A 20,165-nucleotide genomic window follows, 5' to 3' on the forward strand; every position below is an offset into this window, starting at 1 on the left:
CAGAACCTTTGGCGCTTTAAATATGCATCGAACGGGTGTGCCGGGACGACGGCGCATCGCGCCTTCTTCGGCGCGGCGTGACGCTTAACAGAATGAATCCGACGATGATGGGTAATATGGCGCTGGCGTAGATCAGGGGGACGAACATCAGATTTTTTCCGGCGACGTTGTAAAGGCCCAGAACCCCGATCTGCAAAGCCAAGGTGACGCCGACCCCGATAATGACCCGCCGCGATTGCATGCGGCGGGTGAAATTTCCGGACAGGACGCTGATCAGGGCGATTAGGGTGAAACCGATGGCGTTCAGGGGGGCCGTGAGGCGTTTGTGCGCCTCGACCAGATATTTTCCGTAATCGGAAATATGTGGATCTTTGCGGATGTTCAGCAATTCGGGAACCGTGCGTTCTCGCGCTTCTCGGTTGCGCTGCCCCGGCGCCTTTCCGGTCAGTCCTAGATCGAAAATATAACGGTCGAAATAGAGGATCGACAGACGTTTGGTCTTGCTGTCGATATCCTGGCGGTTGCCGTTATACATGACGACGCGCGCGCCCTCCTTGGAATTGACCATCGCCCCGCGTTCGGCCATTAGGGTGTAAACTTTGTCGGGGTTGCGTGAATCTTGGGCCAAGATGCCGAGCAGTTGGCCGTCCGCCGTGCGTTCGCGGACGTATACCGTAACGCCGTTGGAAATATTGTTGAATTGTCCCTCCTGGAGCAAAAGGTGGGAGAAACTGTAGCGGATGTCCCACTGTAGTTGGCGAAATTCTCCATAGGTTGCGGGGACGATCCATAAATTTAGGGCATATCCCGCAAGCGCCGTGAGTACGGCGAGCAAGAGCGCCGGCTTGGCGAGGGAAAGGCGGCTCAGCCCGGCGGCGCTCATCACGACCAGTTCGCGATCCATGACCATCCTGTTGTAGACGAACATCGTGACGGCAAACAGAGAAATGGGCAGAATTTCGGTCAGGAAATTGGGGGTCAACAACAGCGTTAAGTATAAAAATGTACTGCCGGAGAGCCCACGGTTGACGATCATGTCCACGAAACGCAACGACTGGGTCAGCCAGATCACCGCGGTTAGTGAAAAGGAGACAAGCGCCATTCCCACCACCAGCTGCCCCAACATATACCAGGTCAGTCGTTTCATGGTCTGTTCTATCCAAAATCGAAGTCTATCACGGTTGCGCATCCAACGGATCGTCGGCGCGACGTGTCGGAGGTTTGGGCCGCGCACGAAGATGAAAGAATACATCTCCTGACCCAAACGCAAGCGCTATTTACGATTGATCCGCATCACGGCGCAAAAAGAAACCTTACGGGCGAACGATCTTTCCCGGGTTCATGATGTTTTTCGGATCCAACGTGCGCTTGAGTGTTCGCATCATGTCCAGGGCGACATCCGAAACATAGCGCTCCATCTCGCCGACTTTCAGTTTTCCGATGCCGTGCTCGGCGCTGAAACTTCCCCCCATATCGACCACCAGGTCATGGACGAGACGATTGATTTCCCCCCAACGCGATAGAAATTCGTCCTTGTCGGCGCCTTCCGGCTGGCTGATGTTGAAATGAATATTACCGTCGCCGATATGCCCGAAGGCGCAGATGCGTGCGTCGGGGATGGCCTTTTTCACCAGGGCGCCGGCGCGGTCCAAAAATTCGGGGATGTGGGACACGGCGACGGAAATATCGTGTTTGATCGATCCACCTTCATGTTTTTGCGCCTCGGAAATGCTTTCGCGCAAACGCCATAAATTCTGCGTCTGCGCTTCGCTGACGGCGACGACCGCATCGCCGACGAGCCCCTTTTCCAGGGCTGGGGCGAGGAGGTCTTGCAAGGCGTCTTGCAGGGACTCTCCGACGTGCGCGGCGGACAATTCAATTAAAATATAGGTCGGATAGGGGGCGATGAAGGGATCGCGGGCCCCCGGAATGTGGCGGCAGACAAACGTCATGGCGAGGCGTGGGATCATTTCGAACGCGGTGACGCTGTCGCCAAGGCGCTCGCGCGCTCGAACGTATAACTCCAGGGCCTGCCGGGGGCTGTCCATGGCGATCATGGCGCAAACCCGGTCTTTGGGGGCGGGGAAAAGTTTAAGTACGGCCCCGGTGATGATGCCCAGCGTCCCTTCGGCGCCGATAAACAGTTGTTTGAGGTCGTATCCGGTGTTGTCCTTGCGCAATGCCGTCATTCCGTTCCAGATCCGTCCATCGGCAAGCACGGCCTCGAGTCCGAGAACGAGATCGCGCGCATTGCCATAGCGTAAAACCTGAACGCCGCCGGCATTGGTCGATAAATTTCCCCCGATCCGACAGCTTCCTTCCGCCGCCAGGGATAGTGGAAAAAGTAGTCCGGCGCGTTGGGCGGCCGCTTGAATATCCGCTAAAATACATCCCGCCTGGACGCTGATGGTGGCGTTTTGTGCGTTAAGGTCGAGAATCGCGTCCATGCGCCGGGTCGAAAGCACGATCCCGTCCTCGGCGACGGCGCCGCCGACGAGGCCGGTATTTCCGCTTTGCGGGGTGATCGCGATGGCCTCTTCGGCGCAGATCGCGACGACGCGCGCGACTTCCTCTGTGGTGGCGGGCAGGACGATCAATTCCGGCGTGGATGTGTACAAGCCGCGCTCTTCGCGAACGAACGGCGCGGCGTCGTCGCCGGGGGCGACCCACCCCCTAGGTCCGACAATGGCCTTAATCGTGTCAAGCGCGGCTGTTTTCGTAGGCGCCATGGCGCGGGGTGTCCCTGGGAAGAAAAATGAAGTTGAACACATAATCGTTCGGATTTGTGGCGCGATCATGATGAATTTTCGGATCGAAACGGGTGAAATCCGTGAGGATGCCGTGCCAGAGGAAGAGGGCGTGGTAGTCCAGCGCGGCAACCCGCGCGACGGCGTCGTGGATGGGGATTTTGTTGTGCGCCTCCTCGATTTCGATCAGCATCACCGGACGTTCCCGCTCGATGGTTCTGATGGCGCCGTCGAGAACGGCGAATTCATGACCTTCGACATCGATTTTGATAAAGCCGATATTCTCGATGTTTTCGTCATCCAACCTGCGGGTGGCGACGCAGGCTTCGCCGTAGCTGTCGCCGACTTTTTCGAAATTCAAGCTGGCGCCCTGATTGGAATAGCCTTTCGCGCCGCGAGGAACGCGCAGTACCGTATTTTCGCTGCGGTCGGACAGGGCGATCGGGGAAACCGTAACGTTCGTACTGAGGCGTGTGGCGGCCTTGAGAATTTTAAAAATTTTAGGATTGGGCTCATAGGCGTAAACGTGGACGGAATACCGCTCCAGCCAATAGGTGAAGACCCCCTTGTTCGCCCCGACGTCGATGCTGACCTGATCGCGGTTGGCGAGGTGCGGAATAAGCGCCAATTCGCTTTCGCCTTTTCTCAATTCGCGCTGCGCGCGGTGACGGTAATACAGCGTCGGGGGAATCAGGAAATTTTTGAGTTTTTCCTCCAGGGTGGAGGTCGGTTCCCAAGGGGGGGCTTGCGTGGGGTCGGTGGGCATATTCATCGGGTGAGGAATCTCGGTGATTGCACTGGAAAAAAAAGAAGACAAGCCCGTGCGCATCGAGGCGCAGGGGGGATGGGCGACCGCCGAAGACCGAAATGCGTCCGGGAACCTGAGGGCAGGGACGGACTTAAGTCTGGCCAAGGCCTAAGCATTGACGTCGGGAATGCTTTTGGGGAGGGCGCGTTTTTCGAGGCTCAACGCGGCGCGTTCTAAACGATCGTTAATCGCGCGGCCCAGTCCGACATCGGGGATCGGTTGCACGGCAATCCCGCGAATGCCCGGCATGTCCAGGGCGCGCAACATGGCGAACAGGTTGCCCGCCGCCTCTTTCAGGTCGCCCTTACGACTAAGGTTGAGCGCGGCGCGCTTTGGGGCGTCGGGGCCGAACGTCAGGTAGGCCTCTCCGCGTTGACGGTTCTCCGGCGTGATATTGATGCGGATCGGGATCGACGGAGCGTAATGGCGGCTCATCATGCCGGGGGCCTTTACCGCGCTGCCGTTGCCGGGTAGGGCGATGGGGCCGAGTAGCGCCGCGATATCTTCCATCGGGATGGCGCCGGGACGCAACAAGGTCGGCGTTTCTCCGCTCAAATCGACGATCGTCGATTCAATGCCGACGGCGCACGATCCACCGTCGAGGATGATGTCCACTTTATCGCGCAACGACAGTTCGACATGAAGCGCCGCCGTCGGGCTGAGCGTGCCCGACCGGTTCGCGCTGGGGGCGGCGATCGGACGCCCCGAAGTCTCGATCAGGGCGCGAGCGATAATATTGTCGGGCACGCGCACCGCCAAAGTGTCCAGACCGGCGCTGGCGACCAGAGAAATGGAGCTGTCCTTGCGCCGAGGCAGGACGAGGGTCAGCGATCCGGGCCAAAACGCCTGCGTCAGTTTTCGTGCGCGATCGTCGAAAACCACCTCGAGCGCCGCCTGTCCCGCGTCCGCGAAATGAACGATCAGGGGGTTGAATTGGGGCCTGTCCTTAGCGTCGAAAATCGAGGCGACGGCCCGATCAGAGGCGGCGTCGGCGCCCAATCCGTAGACCGTTTCGGTGGGAAAGGCGACCAGCTTTCCGTCACGAATCGCCTGGGCGGCCATGGCCAGGGTGTCTTCGTCGGTTTCGACGATACGCGAGTGCTGGGGCAGCGGAAAATCCTGAGTCACAATACGCTTCCGTTAATTTGTAGCCTAAGGGGCCGTCGAACAAACGACGATCGGCCTCCCGCGCAGACATGCCGCCTCGGGACCGAAACACCGCCGACCGCTTTTCGAACGTTGGCCGGGAATTTCACCATCCGATGGTTGAGATAGTGTCGGCAAGGCGCCCTCATCAAGAAGTGAAAGTCGCCTCGATCTCCCACCGAACTCCCCATCCCCTCCTGTTACATACCGGAAACGGTGATGAAAACAAAGGTTCGATTGAGCCTTCGAAGTTCTTTTTTTACGCTCGGCACGCCCGTGGGCGTTGGTCCGGGACAGGATCAAGAACGCCCGCGGGCGATGAAAAACGGGTTCTCGAACCCGGCCTTGCCATACGTCAATACGCCGCCGTCTTGTTTGCGTACATCGCCGCCTGCGTGGCGAAGAACGCCGTGACCGGCGGCGGTGTCCCATTCCATGGTGCGCCCGAAGCGCGGGTACAGATCGGCCCGGCCTTCGGCGATCATGCAAAACTTGAGAGAACTGCCCGCGGTGACTTCCTCTTGGATTGAAAAATCGGCGAGATAATCTTCGGTTTCCTGATTTTTGTGGCTGCGGCTGACCACGGCGACAAGCCCCTGGGGCGGCGGGGTGCGGGCGCTGATCGGCTGTGGTCCTGCGGCATCCTTCTCGACAAAGGCCCCATGTGGGCTTCCTAGATAAGTGCGCCCCGAAACGGGGACGTGGACGACGCCCAAAACGGGCAAACCGTTTTCAATGAGGGCGATGTTCACGGTGAACTCTCCGTTGCGGTTGATGAATTCCTTGGTTCCGTCCAGGGGGTCGATGAGCCAGAAAGGCGAAGAGGAGAGGTCGCCGTGCGCACCGGTTTCGTCGTAAGATTCTTCGCTAATGATGGGGAAATGGTCGGTGACCTCGGTGCGGATGGTTTCGCAAATCAACGTGTCGGCTATTCTGTCGGCGGCGGTGACGGGAGATTTGTCGGCCTTGTTTTGGACGACGAAATCGGTGTCGTAGATTTTTAAGATTTCGTCTCCAGCGGCCTTGGCTAGCGTGTGGATTTGGTCGAGAAGGTGGATGGTGATGTTCAGCGACATGGTGGGGGACTCGCTCTGTGAGGGGCGTCAAGAGTTGGGCACATTACGCCATTGCGCGCACGCGACCAAGCCTTCGTGATCAAGCCCTGGGGCGATAGGGAGGGGCGTCATTCTCACCGGGGCCATTTTCCGGTGGTTTTTCGGCGGGCGGCGATTTTGACCAGGCGGTCTGCGCGCGTGCCCGCGGGCGGGGTGGCGCGCTGGTGTTCGATCCATGCGATGGCCCGCGCGCGTCCCGGTTCTTGGGCGATGGTGGTGCGTTGCGGGGCGTTGGGGGTGTTGTCGGCGTAGGCGGCCTTGAAGAAATTGCGCACCGCGTTCGCCGCGAAGGCGTGCAGCGGATGGCTGGCGCTTGCGTAGGCCTTCGACGTCATCACCCGTTCGGCCATTGCCTTGTCGAGCAACAGCCCGGCGATCTCGGCCGTTTTCGATGATGGAACGGCCGCGCGGGCGGACGTGGGTGATGACGATGAAGCCGACGATGAAGGCGACGATGGAACGGGCGAGGCCGACGGAAAAGGCGATCGCGTGGGGATCGGCGAAAATCCCCCTTTCGCGGCGGCTTTTCTGTTTCCCGGGGCCGTGTTTTTTGGGGCCGTGCTCATTGGCAAGGGGCTTTTCTTGGGGGCCAATATCTTGGGGGCCAAGATCGCCTTCAGGGCGGCGACGCCGTCGTTGGCGTGGGTGAAGAAGTCCTTGTTTCGGACTTGCTCGGGGATGGTTCCGCGCAGCACACGCGATGCCCGCGCGCGGTCGCCGTAAAGGTGGCTCAACCGGTCGATGGCGTTTTGCGAAAGATCGGGGCCGGGAGTTTTCGCCGGGGCGGGAACTTTCCCCGCCGTTCCCGGGGCCGCGTCCTTCTCCTTCGTCGCCCCGTTTCCCGCAGGCTTGTTTTGGGGGGCGGCTTTGTCTTTTGCCGTGACTTTGTTTTGGGCCGTGGGGGCATCTTGGGACGGCGCATTTTGGGCATGGGGCGCCGTTCCCGCCCCGTCGCCGCTTTGCCCGGGGACGGCTTGTTTGGGCGCGTTTCCCTGGTCCGTCGGTGCGCCTTTCCCCGAATTATGGACGGGGCGGTTATCGGGAGCGGGATTGCCCGACAGGCCGTCTTTGCCGGCATCTTTTGTCGCCCCGACTTGCGCCTTGGAGGCCGCGCCGGGCGCGTCGGAAGGGTTTTGTGCGGGACCTTGGGCGGATGGCGCCGCCGGGACGTCGGCCCAAAGATCGCCGGGTTTTTGCCGATACGCCGCGCGGGGCAGATAAATCAGGTCTCCGGCGCGAATTTTATCGGCGTTCGCAATGTCCGGGTTCGCCGCCATGACGGCGCGTAGGGGAACGTGATAACGCGCGGAAATGGCGCCGAGGGTATCCCCATTGTTCACCGTAACCGTGCCTTTCTCGTTGGTGTTCATGAAGTGCTTGGCGAAACTGAGGCCACGACTTTCGTCGTGTAGGTATCTGCCGATACGGATAAGGATGCGCCCGACGTCCTTCATGTCCCCCGCCCGAAGGGCCTTTTGCAAGGCGTCCCGTTCGCGCCGGACGCTGGCCGGGGACTGATACGTGACCAGCGTCAAAATCCCCTGACGTTTGGGACTGAGGGCGGCGAACAGGGGATCGCCGATGATGTTGCGGGTTTGGTCGTAAAAGCGGGCGTAGGACTGTGTGAACAAAGCCTTGGTCTGCTCCGGGGTCAATTCCGGGCCGCGCAGGGCGGTGATCATCCCATCGAGACGCTTGGTGTCGGCGTTCTCGCCTTTGTTCAATTCGTCGGCGATGGCGCGCAGGGTCTTTTTTTGGGAATCGCCCAGCGGGATCTTCGCCGCGCGCATGTCCGCCTCCAAGGTCGGCTTGACCACCCACCGCCCGTCTCGCCCCAGAACCACGGCGGCGTAACCGATGCCGATGGTCGGAACGTGGCGTCCGTCGTTGTAGTAATTGTGTTTGTCGCGCTCCAAATGGCTGGCCAAGGGGTATATTTTATCAAGGGATCGTTGGCCGTAATCATTAATTCGCCGCTTTTTGTGATCAGTCATGGTGTATCCTCCTTAACATGTTGGGCATAAAAAAACAGCGCCGGGGCGCTGTTTTCAAACTCTGATAATTCGTCAATTTTTATGCGCTTCTATTCGTCGCGCGGGTAGTTGAATAAGTACCGTTTCAACCTCTCCTTATCTCTATACGGGACGTAAGTATCGAAATTACAATAATAATTTTCTGGTGCTGATTTAGGGAGCCAGTCGTGTTCGATGCGTTTTTCAACATCACCTATGGTTGTGCATAGACTAACTTGAACCATGCAGGCATTGTCCAAAAACGGTGGAGAATCGTAGCCAATGAAAGCAAACCGTTGCAGCGGATACCCATACTTTTGGTGCTGCGGCAGGCCGAACAGTTCAAGGTAGGGAACATTATGAGGCCCCTTGCGGATTTTAAAGGGAAACTCTCCGTGTTTGCTGAAGTTAATGTAACCTTTCTTGATCTCCATAATGCCCAGGGTGGGCATTGTCGCGCGTCCGAAGGGATACCACTTGCCATAAAGTGTTTTGGGGCAGTAGGGCTTGTCGGGCAAGGCCAGTGGGTCGGGGTTGGCGGCTTGTTTTGATCCCGGGGCGGGGATGACGACCTCGCGCACGGCGAGGGTAATTTTTGCCTCGGCGTCGGCGTCGGCGTCGGCGGTGGCCAAGGTGGAAAAGAGGACGGCGCTTAGGGCGGCGATAAGGCCTCCGACGACGCGCCCGCGCCGTGACGATGCAAACCTAACCATGGCGCGGTTCCCTCATCCTCAATCTCCCTCCCATCACGTTCCCATCTCCCCGCCGTATCCCGGCAGGAAAACGGCGCACCTATGGCGCGCCGTTGGGGTCATCTTATACACCAAATCGTCGGATCAATAAAGGAAAAAATTCACATAAATGCACATGTCGTCACCCCCCCCTGACGTTCGGGACTGAGGGCGGCGAACAGGGGATCGCCGATGATGTTGCGGGTCTGGTCGTAAAAGCGGGCGTAGGACTGAGTGAACAAAGCCTTGGCCTGCTCCGGGGTCAATTCCGGGCCGCGCAGGGCGGTGATCATCCCATCGAGACGCTTGGTGTCGGCGTTCTCGCCCTTGTTCAATTCGTCGGCGATGGCGCGCAGGGTCTTTTTTTGGGAATCGCCAAGCGGGATCTTCGCCGCGCGCATGTTCGCCTCCTAGGTCGGCTTGACCACCCACCGCCCGTCCCGCCCCAAAACCACGGCGGCGTAACCGATGCCGATGGTCGGAACGTGGCGTCCGTCGTTGTAGTAGGTTTTTTTCTCATACTCTATGGTTCGCGCCAGTGAATATATTTTATCTAGGGATTGTTTGTAGAGGTTAATGATTCTATGAGTTTTATCCTCGGTCATTTTTTAGTCCTCCATGTTGTTAAGGGCACAAAAAAACAGCGCCGAGGCGCTGCTGAGTAGTTCATGAGATGCTTTTAATCGTCGAGTGGTTTTTTTAAGATGGACCGCACGTCCACCTGATAATGCTTGAAGGGTTATTCAAAATTTATTCTTATTATGCGTATAAGTAGCCCCGTCACAATAATATATTTTCTTCGTTCCTCCGGGAAGTACATCGTTCTCGATGCGGGCTTCGATGTCTCTTGAAGAGGTGCACAAGCTAACTCGGACGGCGCAGGAGTCCCATAGGACGGGTATATATGAGATATATACATATCCATCCAGTTCGGCATATCCGTTTTGCCGAGGTGGAGGGAGGTTGAATAGCTCAAGGTAGGGAACATTACGGGGACCCTTGCGGATTTTGAAGGGAAACTCTCCATGTTTGCTGAAGCGTATGCGGTCTTTCTTAATCTCCATGATTCCAAGGTTGTACATTGCCGCCCGGGTAAAGGGATACCACTTGCCATAGAGTGTTTTGGGGCAGTAGGGCTTGTCGGGCAAGGCCAGCGGGTCGGGGTTGGCGGCTTGTTTTGATCCCGGGGCGGGGATGACGACCTCGCGCGCGGCGAGGGTGATTTTTGCCTCGGCGTCGGCGATGGCCAAGGAGGAAAAGAGGACGGCGCTTAGGGCGGCGATAAGGCCTCCGACGACGCGCCCGCGCCGTGACGATGCAAACCTAACCATGGCGCGGTTCCCTCATCCTCAATCTCCCTCCCATCACGTTCCCATCTCCCATCTCCCCGCCGTATCCCGGCAGGAAAACGGCGCACCTATGGCGCGCCGTTGGGGTCATCTTATACACCAAATCGTCGGATCAATAAAGGAAAAAATTCACATAAATGCATATGTCGTCACCCCCCCCTGACGTTTGGGACTGAGGGCGGCGAACAGGGGGTCGCCGATGATGTTGCGGGTTTGGTCGTAAAAGCGGGCGTAGGACTGCGCGAACAAAGCCTTGGTCTGCTCCGGGGTCAATTCCGGGCCGCGCAGGGCGGAGATCATCCCATCGAGACGCTTGGTGTCGGCGTTCTCGCCTTTGTTCAATTCGTCGGCGATGGCGCGCAGGGTCTTTTTTTGGGAATCGCCCAGCGGGATCTTCGCCGCGCGCATGTCCGCCTCCAAGGTCGGCTTGACCACCCACCGCCCGTCTCGCCCCAGAACCACGGCGGCGTAACCGATGCCAATGGTCGGAACGTGGCGTCCGTCGTTGTAGTAGGTTTTTTTCGTACGTGCTCCTTCTATGTTGTGGGCAATGGCGTAGATATTATCCAAGGATTGTTTGTACGTATCGCTGATTTTGTTGGCGGTCATGGTGTATCCTCCTTGTTGTTAAAGGCATAAAAAAACAGCGCCGAAGCGCTGTTTTCAAACTCTGATAATTCGTCAATTTTTATGCGCTTCTATTCGTCGCGCGGGTAGTCGAACAAGTATCTCTTTAGCCTCTCCTTATCTCTGTAGGGGATATAGCTATCTAGATCGCAGTAGTAATCTTCCGGTACGGATTTAGGGAGCCAGTCGTGTTTGATGCGTTTTTCAACATCACCTATGGTTGTACATAGACTAACTTGAACCATGCAGGCATTATCCAAAACCTGGAATGTGCTATATTCGATAAAGGCGAAGCGTCCCAAAGGATACCCATACTTTTGGTGCTGCGGCAGGCCGAACAGTTCAAGGTAGGGAACATTATGAGGCCCCTTGCGGATTTTAAAGGGAAACTCTCCGTGTTTGCTGAAGTTAATGTAACCTTTCTTGATCTCCATAATGCCCAGGGTGGGCATTGTCGCGCGTCCGAAGGGATACCACTTGCCATAAAGTGTTTTGGGGCAGTAGGGCTTGTCGGGCAAGGCCAGCGGGTCGGGGTTGGCGGCTTGTTTTGATCCCGGGGCGGGGATGACGACCTCGCGCGCGGCGAGGGTGATTTTTGCCTCGGCGTCGGCGGTGGCCAAGGTGGAAAAGAGGACGGCGCTTAGGGCGGCGATAAGGCCTCCGACGACACGCCCGCGCCGTGACGATGCAAACCTAACCATGGCGCGGTTCCCTCATCCTCAATCTCCCTCCCATCACGTTCCCATCTCCCATCTCCCCGCCGTATCCCGGCAGGAAAACGGCGCACCTATGGCGCGCCGTTGGGGCATTGTATACACCAAATAACCGGATCAATAAAGGAAAAAATTCACATAAATGCACATGTCGTCAACCTCCCCTGACGTTTGGGACTGAGGGCGGCGAGCAGGGGGTCGCCGATGATGTTGCGGGTCTGGTCGTAAAAGCGGGCGTAGGACTGAGTGAACAAAGCCTTGGTCTGTTCTGGATTAAGTTCCGGGCCGCGCAGGGCGGTGATCATCCCATCGAGACGCTTGGTGTCGGCGTTCTCGCCTTTGTTCAATTCGTCGGCGATGGCGCGCAGGGTCTTTTTTTGGGAATCGCCCAGCGGGATCTTCGCCGCGCGCATGTCCGCCTCCAAGGTCGGCTTGACCACCCAACGCCCGTCCCGCTCCAAAACCACGGCGGCGTAACCGATGCCGATGGTCGGAACGTGGCGTCCGTTGTTGTAATAATTGTGTTTGTCGCGCTCCAAATGGCTGGCCAAGGGGTATATTTTATCAAGGGATCGTTGGCCGTAATCATCAATTTGCCGCTTTTTGTGATCAGTCATCGTGTATCCTCCTTAACATGTTGGGCATAAAAAAACAGCGCCGGGGCGCTGTTTTCAAACTCTGATAATTCGTCAATTTTTATGCGCTTCTATTCGTCGCGCGGGTAGTCGAATAAGTATCTCTTTAGCCTCTCTTTGTCCCTGTAGGGGGCATAGATATCTAAATCGCAGTGGTAATTCTCCGGTGCGGATGTAGGGAGCCAGTCGTGCTCGATGCGTTTTTCCACATCATCTTTGGAAACACATAGACTGAGTTGGATCGTGCAGGCATTATCCAAAACCTGGAATGTGCTATATCCGACGAAAGCGAAGCGCTTCAAAAGGTATCCGCCTCTTTTGTGTTGCTGCAGTTTGAATAGTTCAAAATAGGGTGTTTTGTGTGGTCCCTTTCGGATTTTAAAGGGAAACTCTCCGAGCTTGCCGAAGCGGATGCGGTTTTTCTTGATCTCCATGATGCCGATAGCGCGCATAGTGCCTCGGGTAAAGGGATACCACTTGCCATAAAGTGTTTTGGGGCAGTAGGGCTTGTCGGGCAAGGCCAGCGGGTCGGGGTTGGCGGCTTGTTTTGATCCCGGGGCGGGGATGACGACCTCGCGCGCGGCGAGGGTGGTTTTTGCCTCGGCGTCGGCGATGGCCAAGGTGGAAAAGAGGACGGCGCTTAGGGCGGCGATAAGGCCTCCGACGACGCGCCCGCGCCGTGACGATGCAAACCTAACCATGGCGCGGTTCCCTCATCCTCAATCTCCCTCCCATCACGTTCCCATCTCCCATCTCCCCGCCGTATCCCGGCAGGAAAACGGCGCACCTATGGCGCGCCGTTGGGGCATTGTATACACCAAATAACCGGCCGATGAAGGAAAAAATTCATACAAACGTGCGCTGCTATCTTGCCGGTCTATCCCGGGCGCGTGGTGTGGGTTATTCCCGGTCGGCAATGGACGTATTTCCGGAAATGCCATGGGCGCTGAACCGCCACGCCCGAGTATCGGGGGGCAAGTCATCCTCGGACATCCCGGCTTTCGCCTTGAGATGGGATAAAAACAGATTGGGCGTCGGCAATTGTTCCCAGACCTGAGGAAGGAACAAAGCGCGATGGACGCCATCGTCGATGATCAGACCGTCGATTTGCGGGCGCAGCTGCGTCAGTAAGTCGCGTTCGCCATGAAAAGTCATCTCCCGAGAGGGGCTGAGCAGCGACAGGGAAATTTCCATGTCCGCCATTTCGGCGCGCGTCATGGGGAGGAAACGCGTATCGCGAAAGGCGGCGGAGAAGGCGTTGTCGGCGATGTCTTGCACGAGAGGCCTGAAGGCCGTGCTGCTACCGATGCATCCGCGCAATTGGCCTTTCTTTTTCAGGGTGACGAACACCGCACCCGGCTCGGCGAGCAGGGGGGGATAGGCCGTAGGATCGACCGCCATCGCCACGCCATGGTCCAGACCATAGGCTATGGCGCGTGCAGCCAAGGCGATCAGTGTATCGCCATATTCCTGTGCGATACGCGCCATATCCCGGTCCTGCTCCGTATCCGTCGTGGTTGTCATTTTTACCCGACCTGACGGTTGTCCGCCGTCAGGTTTTTGCGCCGTTGGTGTCTTCTTCATAAAAATGCCATGCGCCATAGCCGACGACGGCATCTTTGTCGCCGGAGGTATCGCCGGAATTGCAAAGATCCACGGTTTCGATCCGCATTCGCCGCACCCGGGCGAGACCGAGAAGGCCGCGCATAGCGACGCGCCCGCATGCACGTTCGCGTCCGATCAAGGCCGGGTCCATGGCCTCGATGATGCGTTGTGTCTGGGTATCCATGTTCTTGGCTTCGGTGTAGGGGAGGTGATGGCTGAGATCGGAGCTGATCACGATCAAGGTTTCCCGTCCGCCCCAAAGCGCGGCGAGAACCTCGGAGATGTCATCGGTGGTGGCGTCGCCGACGGCCAGCGCCACCAGGGTGAATTTATCAAGCACTTTTTGTAGAAAGGGCAGTTGAACCTCGATGCTGTGTTCAAGGCTATGGGCGGCGTCGAGCTCCTGGACTTGGGGCAGCTTGGAGAGAATCTCCGTGCTTTTCGCATCGCAAGGGATTTGACCAAAAGGGGTGACGAAGGCTGCGGCGGAACTCAGCGCCAGCCCCTTTAAGGGATAGTGGTGGGCAGGACCTAAAATCACCACCCGCTTAATTCGATCGCGGGCGGCGGCGAGGGATGCGTAGGCCCTCGCGGCGACGATGCCGCTGTAGGCGTATCCCGCGTGAGGTGCGATGATCGCCTTGGGAACGGCGGCGTTGGGCGTGATGTCGGGAGACGTGACGTCGGGAGGTGAGGGTAGGGATGAGCGCTCCGCCCGGGCGACACCCAGCAACGTCTCGACCATACTGCTTAGCGCAGCGGGATCGGCCGGATAAAACGTGCCCGCGACGGCGGATTGGCGTAAACTGTTCATCGCCGGAGTGTATGCCGATTTTGAACTGTTCGCAATTTTAACGTGCGAAATATCAATGCCGGTTTAGGGTTAGGACCTATTCATCTGATGCGTCTGGCGGAGGTGAATAGGTCCTAACCCTAGCTCGGTTGCGGTCATTGTTTTTTGTCGATCTTCCTATCGGGGTCCCCGGTGTCGAATGGTCCCGTTGAAGACCTTCAACGTCGAAGGGAGGCTGCCGCCATGGCGCTTCATTCCACGCAAATCTCGCCGGAAAATTTTCCTACCCATTTCTACCACGTCTTGGACGACGGTCGGGTGCAGTGCGACGTCTGTCCCCGCGAATGCAAGCTTCACGAAGGCCAGCGCGGGCTATGTTTCGTACGCGCATGCAAAGACGGCGCCGTGGTATTGACCAGCTATGGGCGAGCGAGCGGCTTTTGCATCGATCCAATCGAAAAAAAACCGCTCCATCACTTTCTGCCGGGCGCCCCGGTGTTGTCGTTCGGCACCGCCGGATGCAATTTGGCCTGTAAATTCTGTCAGAACTGGGACATCAGCAAATCGCGTCAATTCGATACCCTGAGCGATATCGCCCAGCCCGAGGATATCGCCCTGGCGGCGCAAAAACACGATTGCCGCGCCGTCGCCTATACCTACAACGATCCAATCATTTTTTTGGAGTACGCGATCGATGTCGCGGCCGCGTGCGCCAAACTTGAGATCAAGAACGTCGCGGTCAGCGCGGGGTATGTCAACGCCGGGGCGCGCGCCGTGTTTTTCGGTGCGATGGATGCGGTGAATATCGATCTGAAAAGTTTCAACGACGATTTTTATCATCGTTTGTGTGGAGGAACGCTGGCCCCGGTTTTGGATACCCTGATTTATCTAAAACATGAAACAGACGCTTGGCTTGAGCTGACGACTCTGCTGATCCCCGGCGAAAACGACAGCCCTGAGGAAATCGACGCCATGACCCGGTGGGTCGTACGCGAGTTGGGGCCGGATGTCCCGATGCACTTTTCGGCTTTCCATCCGGCCTGGAAAATGGCCGACCTTCCCGCCACCGATCCGTCCGTGGTGCGCCGGGCGCGCGATATTGCGATTAAAAACGGTGTGCGTTACGCCTATTGCGGAAACGTGCATGACGATCGGGGGGAAAACACCTATTGTCATCGGTGCGACCATCTTTTGATCGCCCGCTGGGGGTATGAGTTGAGCCGGTGGGGACTCGATACCCAGGGGCGCTGCGCCGCGTGCGGGACGCCGTGCGCCGGGGTGTTCGAGAAAGAGCCGGGGCGCTGGGGGAATCGCCGATTGCCCGTGCGTATCGCGGTGCGGGGCCGAACCGCGTGAAACACCCACGCCGTAAATGTCTTCCCCCTAAATCCGTCCTCCCCCATGACAAAAAATAACGCTATGGCGCGTCATGGGCGTGGAGCGCCCGCGCCGGTGCGTTTCGGTCAGGGCGGGATTATCGCGGTTTGGCGTAAGTTCTTCTTTTCATCGCCGCCGTCATTGTTACAGTGGTGTTCACTTTGCGCTGTTTGAGCGATCACCTTACCCGTGAAGAATGTCCTTGAAAGGGTTTGTCTATGAAAATCACATTTGCCGCCCCCGCCGCGCCCGCCACCGGCAGCGTCGTCGCCACTGTTTACGAAGGGGGTGTGTTATCGGCTTCGGCGAAAACGCTGGACGACGCCACCAAGGGCGCCCTCAGTCGGGCGATCAAAGCCGCCCATTTTAAGGGCTCGGCGAAGCATTCCCTGACGGTTTTGACGCCGGGCGGATCGAAGCTCGACCGTGTGGTGTTGATGGGGCTGGGCAAGGCCGCCAAAGCCGACGCCCTGGCGCTTCAGGCGCTGGGCGGACGGGCGTTTAAGGCGCTGAACACCCACGCTCGCGGAGGGGCGACGATCATGGTTGACGCCATTGACGGCTGCACTCTGAACGCGCCCGAAATCGCCGCTGAAATCGGCTATGGCGCGCTTTTGGCCGCGTATACGTTTGATAAATATCGCACCAAGAAAAAATCTCATGGGGCGCCGCCGCTCAAATCTCTATCCGTTCAAAGTATGGAACCCGCCAAGGCGCGCAAGGCTTTTTCACAATTGTCGAAAATTGCCGATGGGGTGTTCTTGACCCGCGATCTGGTCTCGGAACCGGCCAATGTCCTTTACCCGGAAACCCTGGCCGAGCACGCCAAGGATCTGAGCAAATTAGGCGTCACGGTCGAGGTCTTAGATAAGAAAAAGATTAAAAGCCTGGGCATGGGGGCGCTGTTGGGCGTCGCCCAGGGTAGTGCCCACGACCCGCGCGTGGTGGTGATGCAATGGGTCGGCGCGCCCGCCGACAAGGGCAAAAATCCCGAAGCGCCGATCGCCTTTATCGGCAAGGGGGTAACGTTCGATTCGGGCGGCATTTCGATCAAGCCGTCGGCCGGCATGGAAGACATGAAGTGGGACATGGGCGGGGCCGGTGTGGTGATCGGCTTGATGAAGGCTCTGGCCGGACGCAAGGCCAAGGTCAATGTTGTGGGCATCGTCGGGTTGGTTGAAAACATGCCTTCGGGCACGGCGCAGCGTCCCGGCGACATCGTCACCTCGATGTCCGGCCAGACGATCGAGGTGTTGAATACCGACGCCGAGGGCCGCCTCGTGTTGGCGGACGCGCTGTGGTACTGCAAGGAACGCTTCAAGCCCAAGGCGATGATCGATCTGGCGACGTTGACCGGGGCGATCATCGTCGCCCTGGGAAGCGAACACGCGGGGCTGTTTTCCAATAACGACGCCTTGAGCGAACAAATTACCGCGGCCGGTAAGGCGGTGGGCGAGCACGTCTGGCGTCTGCCGATGGGGACGGCCTACGACAAGATGCTGGATTCGCAGGTCGCCGACGTGCAAAACATCAGCTCCGGCGGTCGGGGCGCGGGGTCGATCACGGCGGCGCAGTTCCTCAAGCGTTTCGTCGGCGATGTGCCGTGGGCGCATATCGATATCGCCGGGGTGACCTGGTCGAAGACCGACGCCCCGACCAGGGCCAAGGGCGCCACTGGGTTCGGAGTTCGGCTCTTGGATCGGTTCGTCGCCGAATATGGTGAAAAATAACCATTTCGAGGGGGCGGCCTCTTCGAAGACGGTCCACCCAACGGGCCGCGCCCCGCGCCGTTACCGCGCGGGGCGCGGGTTGATGCCCGGCGAAGGCGGCGGCGTTTTATGACCGATATCGCGTTTTATCATCTACAGCATACCCCACTGGAGACGGTCTTACCTAAACTTCTGGAAAAGACCCTCCAGGCGGGTGAACGCGCCCTCGTCCTGGCGGCTTCGGGGGAACGGGTCGAACATTTGTGCGCCGCGCTGTGGACGTACGATCCGGCGTCCTGGTTGCCTCACGGCACGGACAAGGATGGTCACGGGGCGCGTCAGCCGGTGTGGCTGTCGTGCGCGGACGAAAACGTCAATAGCGCATCGTTTCTGTTTCTTACCGATGGAGCGACTTCACAGCGGTCCGGCGAATTCGAGCGTTGTTTCTATATTTTCGACGGTCATGATCCCGAGCAACTCGCCCGGGCCCGCACGCAGTGGAAACGCTATCTTGAGGACGGCCATGTGCTGACCTACTGGCAGCAGGACGTCGGCGGCGGGTGGGCGAAAAAGGGCTAGTGGATCGACTCCGACGTTTCGCTCCCGCGAACCATCGGGCCGACCACTATCTATCTTTTTGTTGCAGTTTGATTTCTTCACACATTTGTGTCCAATTGCATCGGACTCAAATGTTAAATTCAAACCACTAGGTCCTGACCCCAGGGAAGGCCAGAGAAAGAAAAGGGAAGGTTAGGGAAAAACAAAGACGCCCCCATCCGTAAGGCGGGACGGTCGTTTCGTGCGCTTGGCCCGATCGTTGGCCCGATCGTTGGGACGGCGTCCGGTGGCGCGCAACGACATGGATTGGAACTCTATGGATTGGAACTCTAGCGCGGCGTGCGCTTTCCACGAAGGAAATCCTTCGCCGGGTTTTTGAAATCCTCGGGAGGCGAGTTCTTGGCTTCGGCGGCGGGGGTCGCGCGCGATGTGGACCGGCGTTTTTTTCCGGTCTGTATGTTCTTGTTGATTTGTTTCGACAAAAGCAAATACATCGCCTGTGAGCCAATGATCGCCAACAAGGGGGCGATGATCATCGCCGAAATCCAAAAAAGGATATGCCCCGGATAGACATACCCGATCAATGCGCCGTGGTAATACACGATGAAGACGACAAGAAACAACTCGGACAAAAGAAATAGCCGGAAAGAAATTCTCTCGGACAGCTTGCGCGGTGTGATCGCCCCAAGATAAGCGCGCGATATGCTGTAAAGCATGCCGCCCAGAAAATTACCCAAAAAGACCAGCAGGCAAACCAAAACGATCCAGCTTTGCATTTGCGTGAAGCCGAAGGCGTCCAGAGCGTTGAAAAAGGGGTGCCCCAAAAGATTGTCCCCGCTTTTACCGTTGAGATTACGTTTTTATAAACACGCTCATACATCACCGTCCGCGCGCCGCGCAAACCCGTAAAAACCGAGATACCTTCCCCTCCCCGGTGACCTCTTTGTTTGCGGACGCGCCGCACTCTCGTCCGTGGACGCGCGATGCATTCCAAATGTGGTGGGACACGAAGTGCATGTCAAGTGTAGTGCGCGATAGCGGCCCTCCATGGAAATGAGGCGCATCGATGGAAAAGCGTGATTTTTCAATCCGTTGATTGTGCCCCACTCGATGTTATAGGCGCGCAATAAAAGTAAAGCGGGCATTCGTTTTTTGAACGAAATGAATTTTAAATCTCACGATATCCGTTGATATCGTCACCGACAATCCATTCGGCGCGGACGTTAGCTTGCACAAGGCCGTCACGGACGGTTTTCAGCCAGGTTGACGGCCCGGACAGATACAGGCGGTATTGATCAAAGGCGCGCGCACGGCGACTTGCCGCGTCGATCATCGCCGTGGTGTCGTCATTGAGCGTGTCGTATTCGAAGCCGTCCCACACGTCCTTCCAGGACCGGCATAAATTATCCAGGTATGGGGGAGCGCTATCGTTTCCGAATCCAAATTCGGGCGCGGGACCCGCGCGAAGGTTTGCCGGATCGGGGGATCGCAACAGATGGATGGGCGTGGTTTCGTCCAGCGCCATCGCCTGTTCGATTAGGCTGCCGACGGGGGCGAAGCCGGCGCCGCAGGCGACAAAGATAAGCGGAGTCTTGACGTCGTCATCGAGAATGAAATTCCCGAACGGTCCCTCGATGGTGACGGTTTGCGTGGGTTTCAGGGTATTGAAGATAAATTCCGAAAAGGCGTCGTCGCGTCGATACGGCAGATGAAAATGCAGGTTCATGTCATCGCACGGACAGCTGGCGACCGCACATAGGGCGGCGACGTCGTCGCCGAAATCCAAACGAACGTGTTGGCCGGCGAGAAAGCGGAGGCGCTGTGTGCGCGGCGTCTTGATGTGCACCATGGCCACGGCGCGAATGTCTTCGGGAGTCGGCAAGGTGATCTTACGCACTTTGGCGATAATTTTTTGGTGAGGAATTTCGTGACTTCCCTCGGCCTCGGGTGTTTCGATCACCACATCGCCCTCGCCGCTATGACAGCATAGCAAGATCGTGTTTTGGCTTTTTTCCTGGGCCGTGAGGGCAAAGTCGTGATGGCGTGTTTTAATCACGTCGCCGGAAACGACGCGGGCCTTGCAGCCACCGCAATTGCCGTCGGAGCAGCCGTAGTTCATCGCTCGTCCGGCGCGTAGCCCCGCTTCTAGAATGGTTTCCTGGGCGAGAATTTCGAAAGTATGGCCGCTGGGCAGCATCGTTATACGTGCGGGCATTCGTTCATCGTCTCCCTATCGTTTT

22 protein-coding genes are annotated in these 20,165 nt (G+C 57.9%); 4 read left to right on the forward strand and 18 right to left on the reverse strand.

The window, feature by feature from the left end:
- Window positions 1-16: 16 nt before the first annotated feature.
- The 3 genes from lptF to P3M64_RS00635 all read right to left on the reverse strand — a co-directional run bounded on the left by lptF (window position 17) and on the right by P3M64_RS00635 (window position 3,519).
- Entirely contained in the window at window positions 17-1,147 is a 1,131-nt protein-coding gene (gene lptF, locus P3M64_RS00625; protein ID WP_243644887.1) for an LPS export ABC transporter permease LptF, read from the reverse strand.
- 166 nt (window positions 1,148-1,313) lie between these two features.
- On the reverse strand, window positions 1,314-2,729 hold the full coding sequence (locus P3M64_RS00630) for an FAD-binding oxidoreductase (protein WP_132940096.1): 1,416 nt from the start codon (window positions 2,727-2,729) through the stop codon (window positions 1,314-1,316).
- Window positions 2,701-3,519, reverse strand: coding sequence for an FkbM family methyltransferase (locus P3M64_RS00635; protein ID WP_165886409.1), 819 nt, complete (start codon window positions 3,517-3,519; stop codon window positions 2,701-2,703). Before P3M64_RS00635 ends, P3M64_RS00630 begins: the two co-directional genes overlap by 29 nt.
- 16 nt (window positions 3,520-3,535) lie before the next feature.
- Between P3M64_RS00635 and P3M64_RS00640 the strand changes: the two genes are divergently transcribed.
- Window positions 3,536-3,667: a hypothetical protein gene (locus P3M64_RS00640; RefSeq protein WP_276157039.1), complete on the forward strand. Its 132-nt coding sequence runs from the start codon at window positions 3,536-3,538 to the stop codon at window positions 3,665-3,667.
- On the opposite strand, the gene P3M64_RS00645 is transcribed toward P3M64_RS00640, so the two are convergent.
- The 13 genes from P3M64_RS00645 to amrB form a co-directional block, all read right to left on the reverse strand.
- On the reverse strand, window positions 3,664-4,683 hold the full coding sequence (locus P3M64_RS00645; RefSeq protein ID WP_243644885.1) for an L-threonylcarbamoyladenylate synthase: 1,020 nt from the start codon (window positions 4,681-4,683) through the stop codon (window positions 3,664-3,666). The two genes, P3M64_RS00640 and P3M64_RS00645, sit on opposite strands and share 4 nt — an antisense overlap.
- A gap of 317 nt (window positions 4,684-5,000) precedes the next feature.
- Window positions 5,001-5,777, reverse strand: coding sequence for a 3'(2'),5'-bisphosphate nucleotidase CysQ (gene cysQ, locus P3M64_RS00650; protein ID WP_132940094.1), 777 nt, complete (start codon window positions 5,775-5,777; stop codon window positions 5,001-5,003).
- Window positions 5,778-5,890: 113 nt separating this feature from the next.
- On the reverse strand, window positions 5,891-7,810 hold the full coding sequence (locus tag P3M64_RS00655) for a LysM peptidoglycan-binding domain-containing protein (RefSeq protein ID WP_276157040.1): 1,920 nt from the start codon (window positions 7,808-7,810) through the stop codon (window positions 5,891-5,893).
- Window positions 7,811-7,899: 89 nt separating this feature from the next.
- On the reverse strand, window positions 7,900-8,541 hold the full coding sequence (locus P3M64_RS00660; RefSeq protein WP_132940195.1) for a hypothetical protein: 642 nt from the start codon (window positions 8,539-8,541) through the stop codon (window positions 7,900-7,902).
- Window positions 8,542-8,681: 140 nt separating this feature from the next.
- A complete protein-coding gene (locus P3M64_RS00665; RefSeq protein ID WP_132940196.1) occupies window positions 8,682-8,960 on the reverse strand; it encodes a hypothetical protein in 279 nt (92 codons plus the stop codon).
- A 9-nt stretch (window positions 8,961-8,969) separates the two neighbouring features.
- Window positions 8,970-9,164, reverse strand: coding sequence for a hypothetical protein (locus P3M64_RS00670; RefSeq protein WP_132940197.1), 195 nt, complete (start codon window positions 9,162-9,164; stop codon window positions 8,970-8,972).
- A gap of 138 nt (window positions 9,165-9,302) precedes the next feature.
- On the reverse strand, window positions 9,303-9,890 hold the full coding sequence (locus P3M64_RS00675) for a hypothetical protein (protein WP_276157041.1): 588 nt from the start codon (window positions 9,888-9,890) through the stop codon (window positions 9,303-9,305).
- A gap of 147 nt (window positions 9,891-10,037) precedes the next feature.
- Window positions 10,038-10,517, reverse strand: a complete 480-nt coding sequence (locus P3M64_RS00680) for a hypothetical protein (protein ID WP_276157042.1) — start codon at window positions 10,515-10,517, stop codon at window positions 10,038-10,040.
- A gap of 89 nt (window positions 10,518-10,606) precedes the next feature.
- Window positions 10,607-11,236, reverse strand: coding sequence for a hypothetical protein (locus tag P3M64_RS00685; protein WP_276157043.1), 630 nt, complete (start codon window positions 11,234-11,236; stop codon window positions 10,607-10,609).
- 146 nt (window positions 11,237-11,382) lie between these two features.
- Complete coding sequence (locus P3M64_RS00690; RefSeq protein ID WP_276157044.1) at window positions 11,383-11,865, reverse strand: hypothetical protein; 483 nt, start codon at window positions 11,863-11,865, stop codon at window positions 11,383-11,385.
- Between the two features lie 89 nt (window positions 11,866-11,954).
- A complete protein-coding gene (locus P3M64_RS00695; RefSeq protein ID WP_132940083.1) occupies window positions 11,955-12,584 on the reverse strand; it encodes a hypothetical protein in 630 nt (209 codons plus the stop codon).
- Window positions 12,585-12,783: 199 nt separating this feature from the next.
- The gene (amrA, locus tag P3M64_RS00700) at window positions 12,784-13,407 is read right to left on the reverse strand and encodes an AmmeMemoRadiSam system protein A (protein WP_207893215.1); all 624 of its coding nucleotides are present in this window, start codon (window positions 13,405-13,407) and stop codon (window positions 12,784-12,786) included.
- 28 nt (window positions 13,408-13,435) lie between these two features.
- On the reverse strand, window positions 13,436-14,302 hold the full coding sequence (amrB, locus tag P3M64_RS00705; RefSeq protein WP_132940081.1) for an AmmeMemoRadiSam system protein B: 867 nt from the start codon (window positions 14,300-14,302) through the stop codon (window positions 13,436-13,438).
- A 222-nt stretch (window positions 14,303-14,524) separates the two neighbouring features.
- Here amrB and amrS point away from each other — a divergent pair, with 222 nt between their 5' ends.
- The 3 genes from amrS to P3M64_RS00720 all read left to right on the forward strand — a co-directional run bounded on the left by amrS (window position 14,525) and on the right by P3M64_RS00720 (window position 17,946).
- Complete coding sequence (amrS, locus tag P3M64_RS00710; RefSeq protein ID WP_132940080.1) at window positions 14,525-15,637, forward strand: AmmeMemoRadiSam system radical SAM enzyme; 1,113 nt, start codon at window positions 14,525-14,527, stop codon at window positions 15,635-15,637.
- Between the two features lie 239 nt (window positions 15,638-15,876).
- Window positions 15,877-17,388: a leucyl aminopeptidase gene (locus tag P3M64_RS00715; protein ID WP_132940079.1), complete on the forward strand. Its 1,512-nt coding sequence runs from the start codon at window positions 15,877-15,879 to the stop codon at window positions 17,386-17,388.
- Between the two features lie 108 nt (window positions 17,389-17,496).
- Window positions 17,497-17,946 carry a DNA polymerase III subunit chi gene (locus P3M64_RS00720; protein WP_132940078.1) on the forward strand — a complete coding sequence of 150 codons (450 nt, stop codon included), beginning with the start codon at window positions 17,497-17,499 and terminating at the stop codon, window positions 17,944-17,946.
- A 308-nt stretch (window positions 17,947-18,254) separates the two neighbouring features.
- Here the strand turns inward: P3M64_RS00720 and P3M64_RS00725 are convergent, their stop codons facing one another.
- Both P3M64_RS00725 and P3M64_RS00730 read right to left on the reverse strand, forming a co-directional pair.
- A complete protein-coding gene (locus tag P3M64_RS00725; protein ID WP_132940077.1) occupies window positions 18,255-18,749 on the reverse strand; it encodes a hypothetical protein in 495 nt (164 codons plus the stop codon).
- Window positions 18,750-19,093: 344 nt separating this feature from the next.
- Window positions 19,094-20,140, reverse strand: coding sequence for a 2Fe-2S iron-sulfur cluster-binding protein (locus P3M64_RS00730; RefSeq protein WP_132940076.1), 1,047 nt, complete (start codon window positions 20,138-20,140; stop codon window positions 19,094-19,096).
- Window positions 20,141-20,165 lie beyond the last annotated feature (25 nt).

Source organism: Varunaivibrio sulfuroxidans (genome assembly GCF_029318635.1).
GTDB lineage: Bacteria > Pseudomonadota > Alphaproteobacteria > Rhodospirillales > Magnetovibrionaceae > Varunaivibrio > Varunaivibrio sulfuroxidans.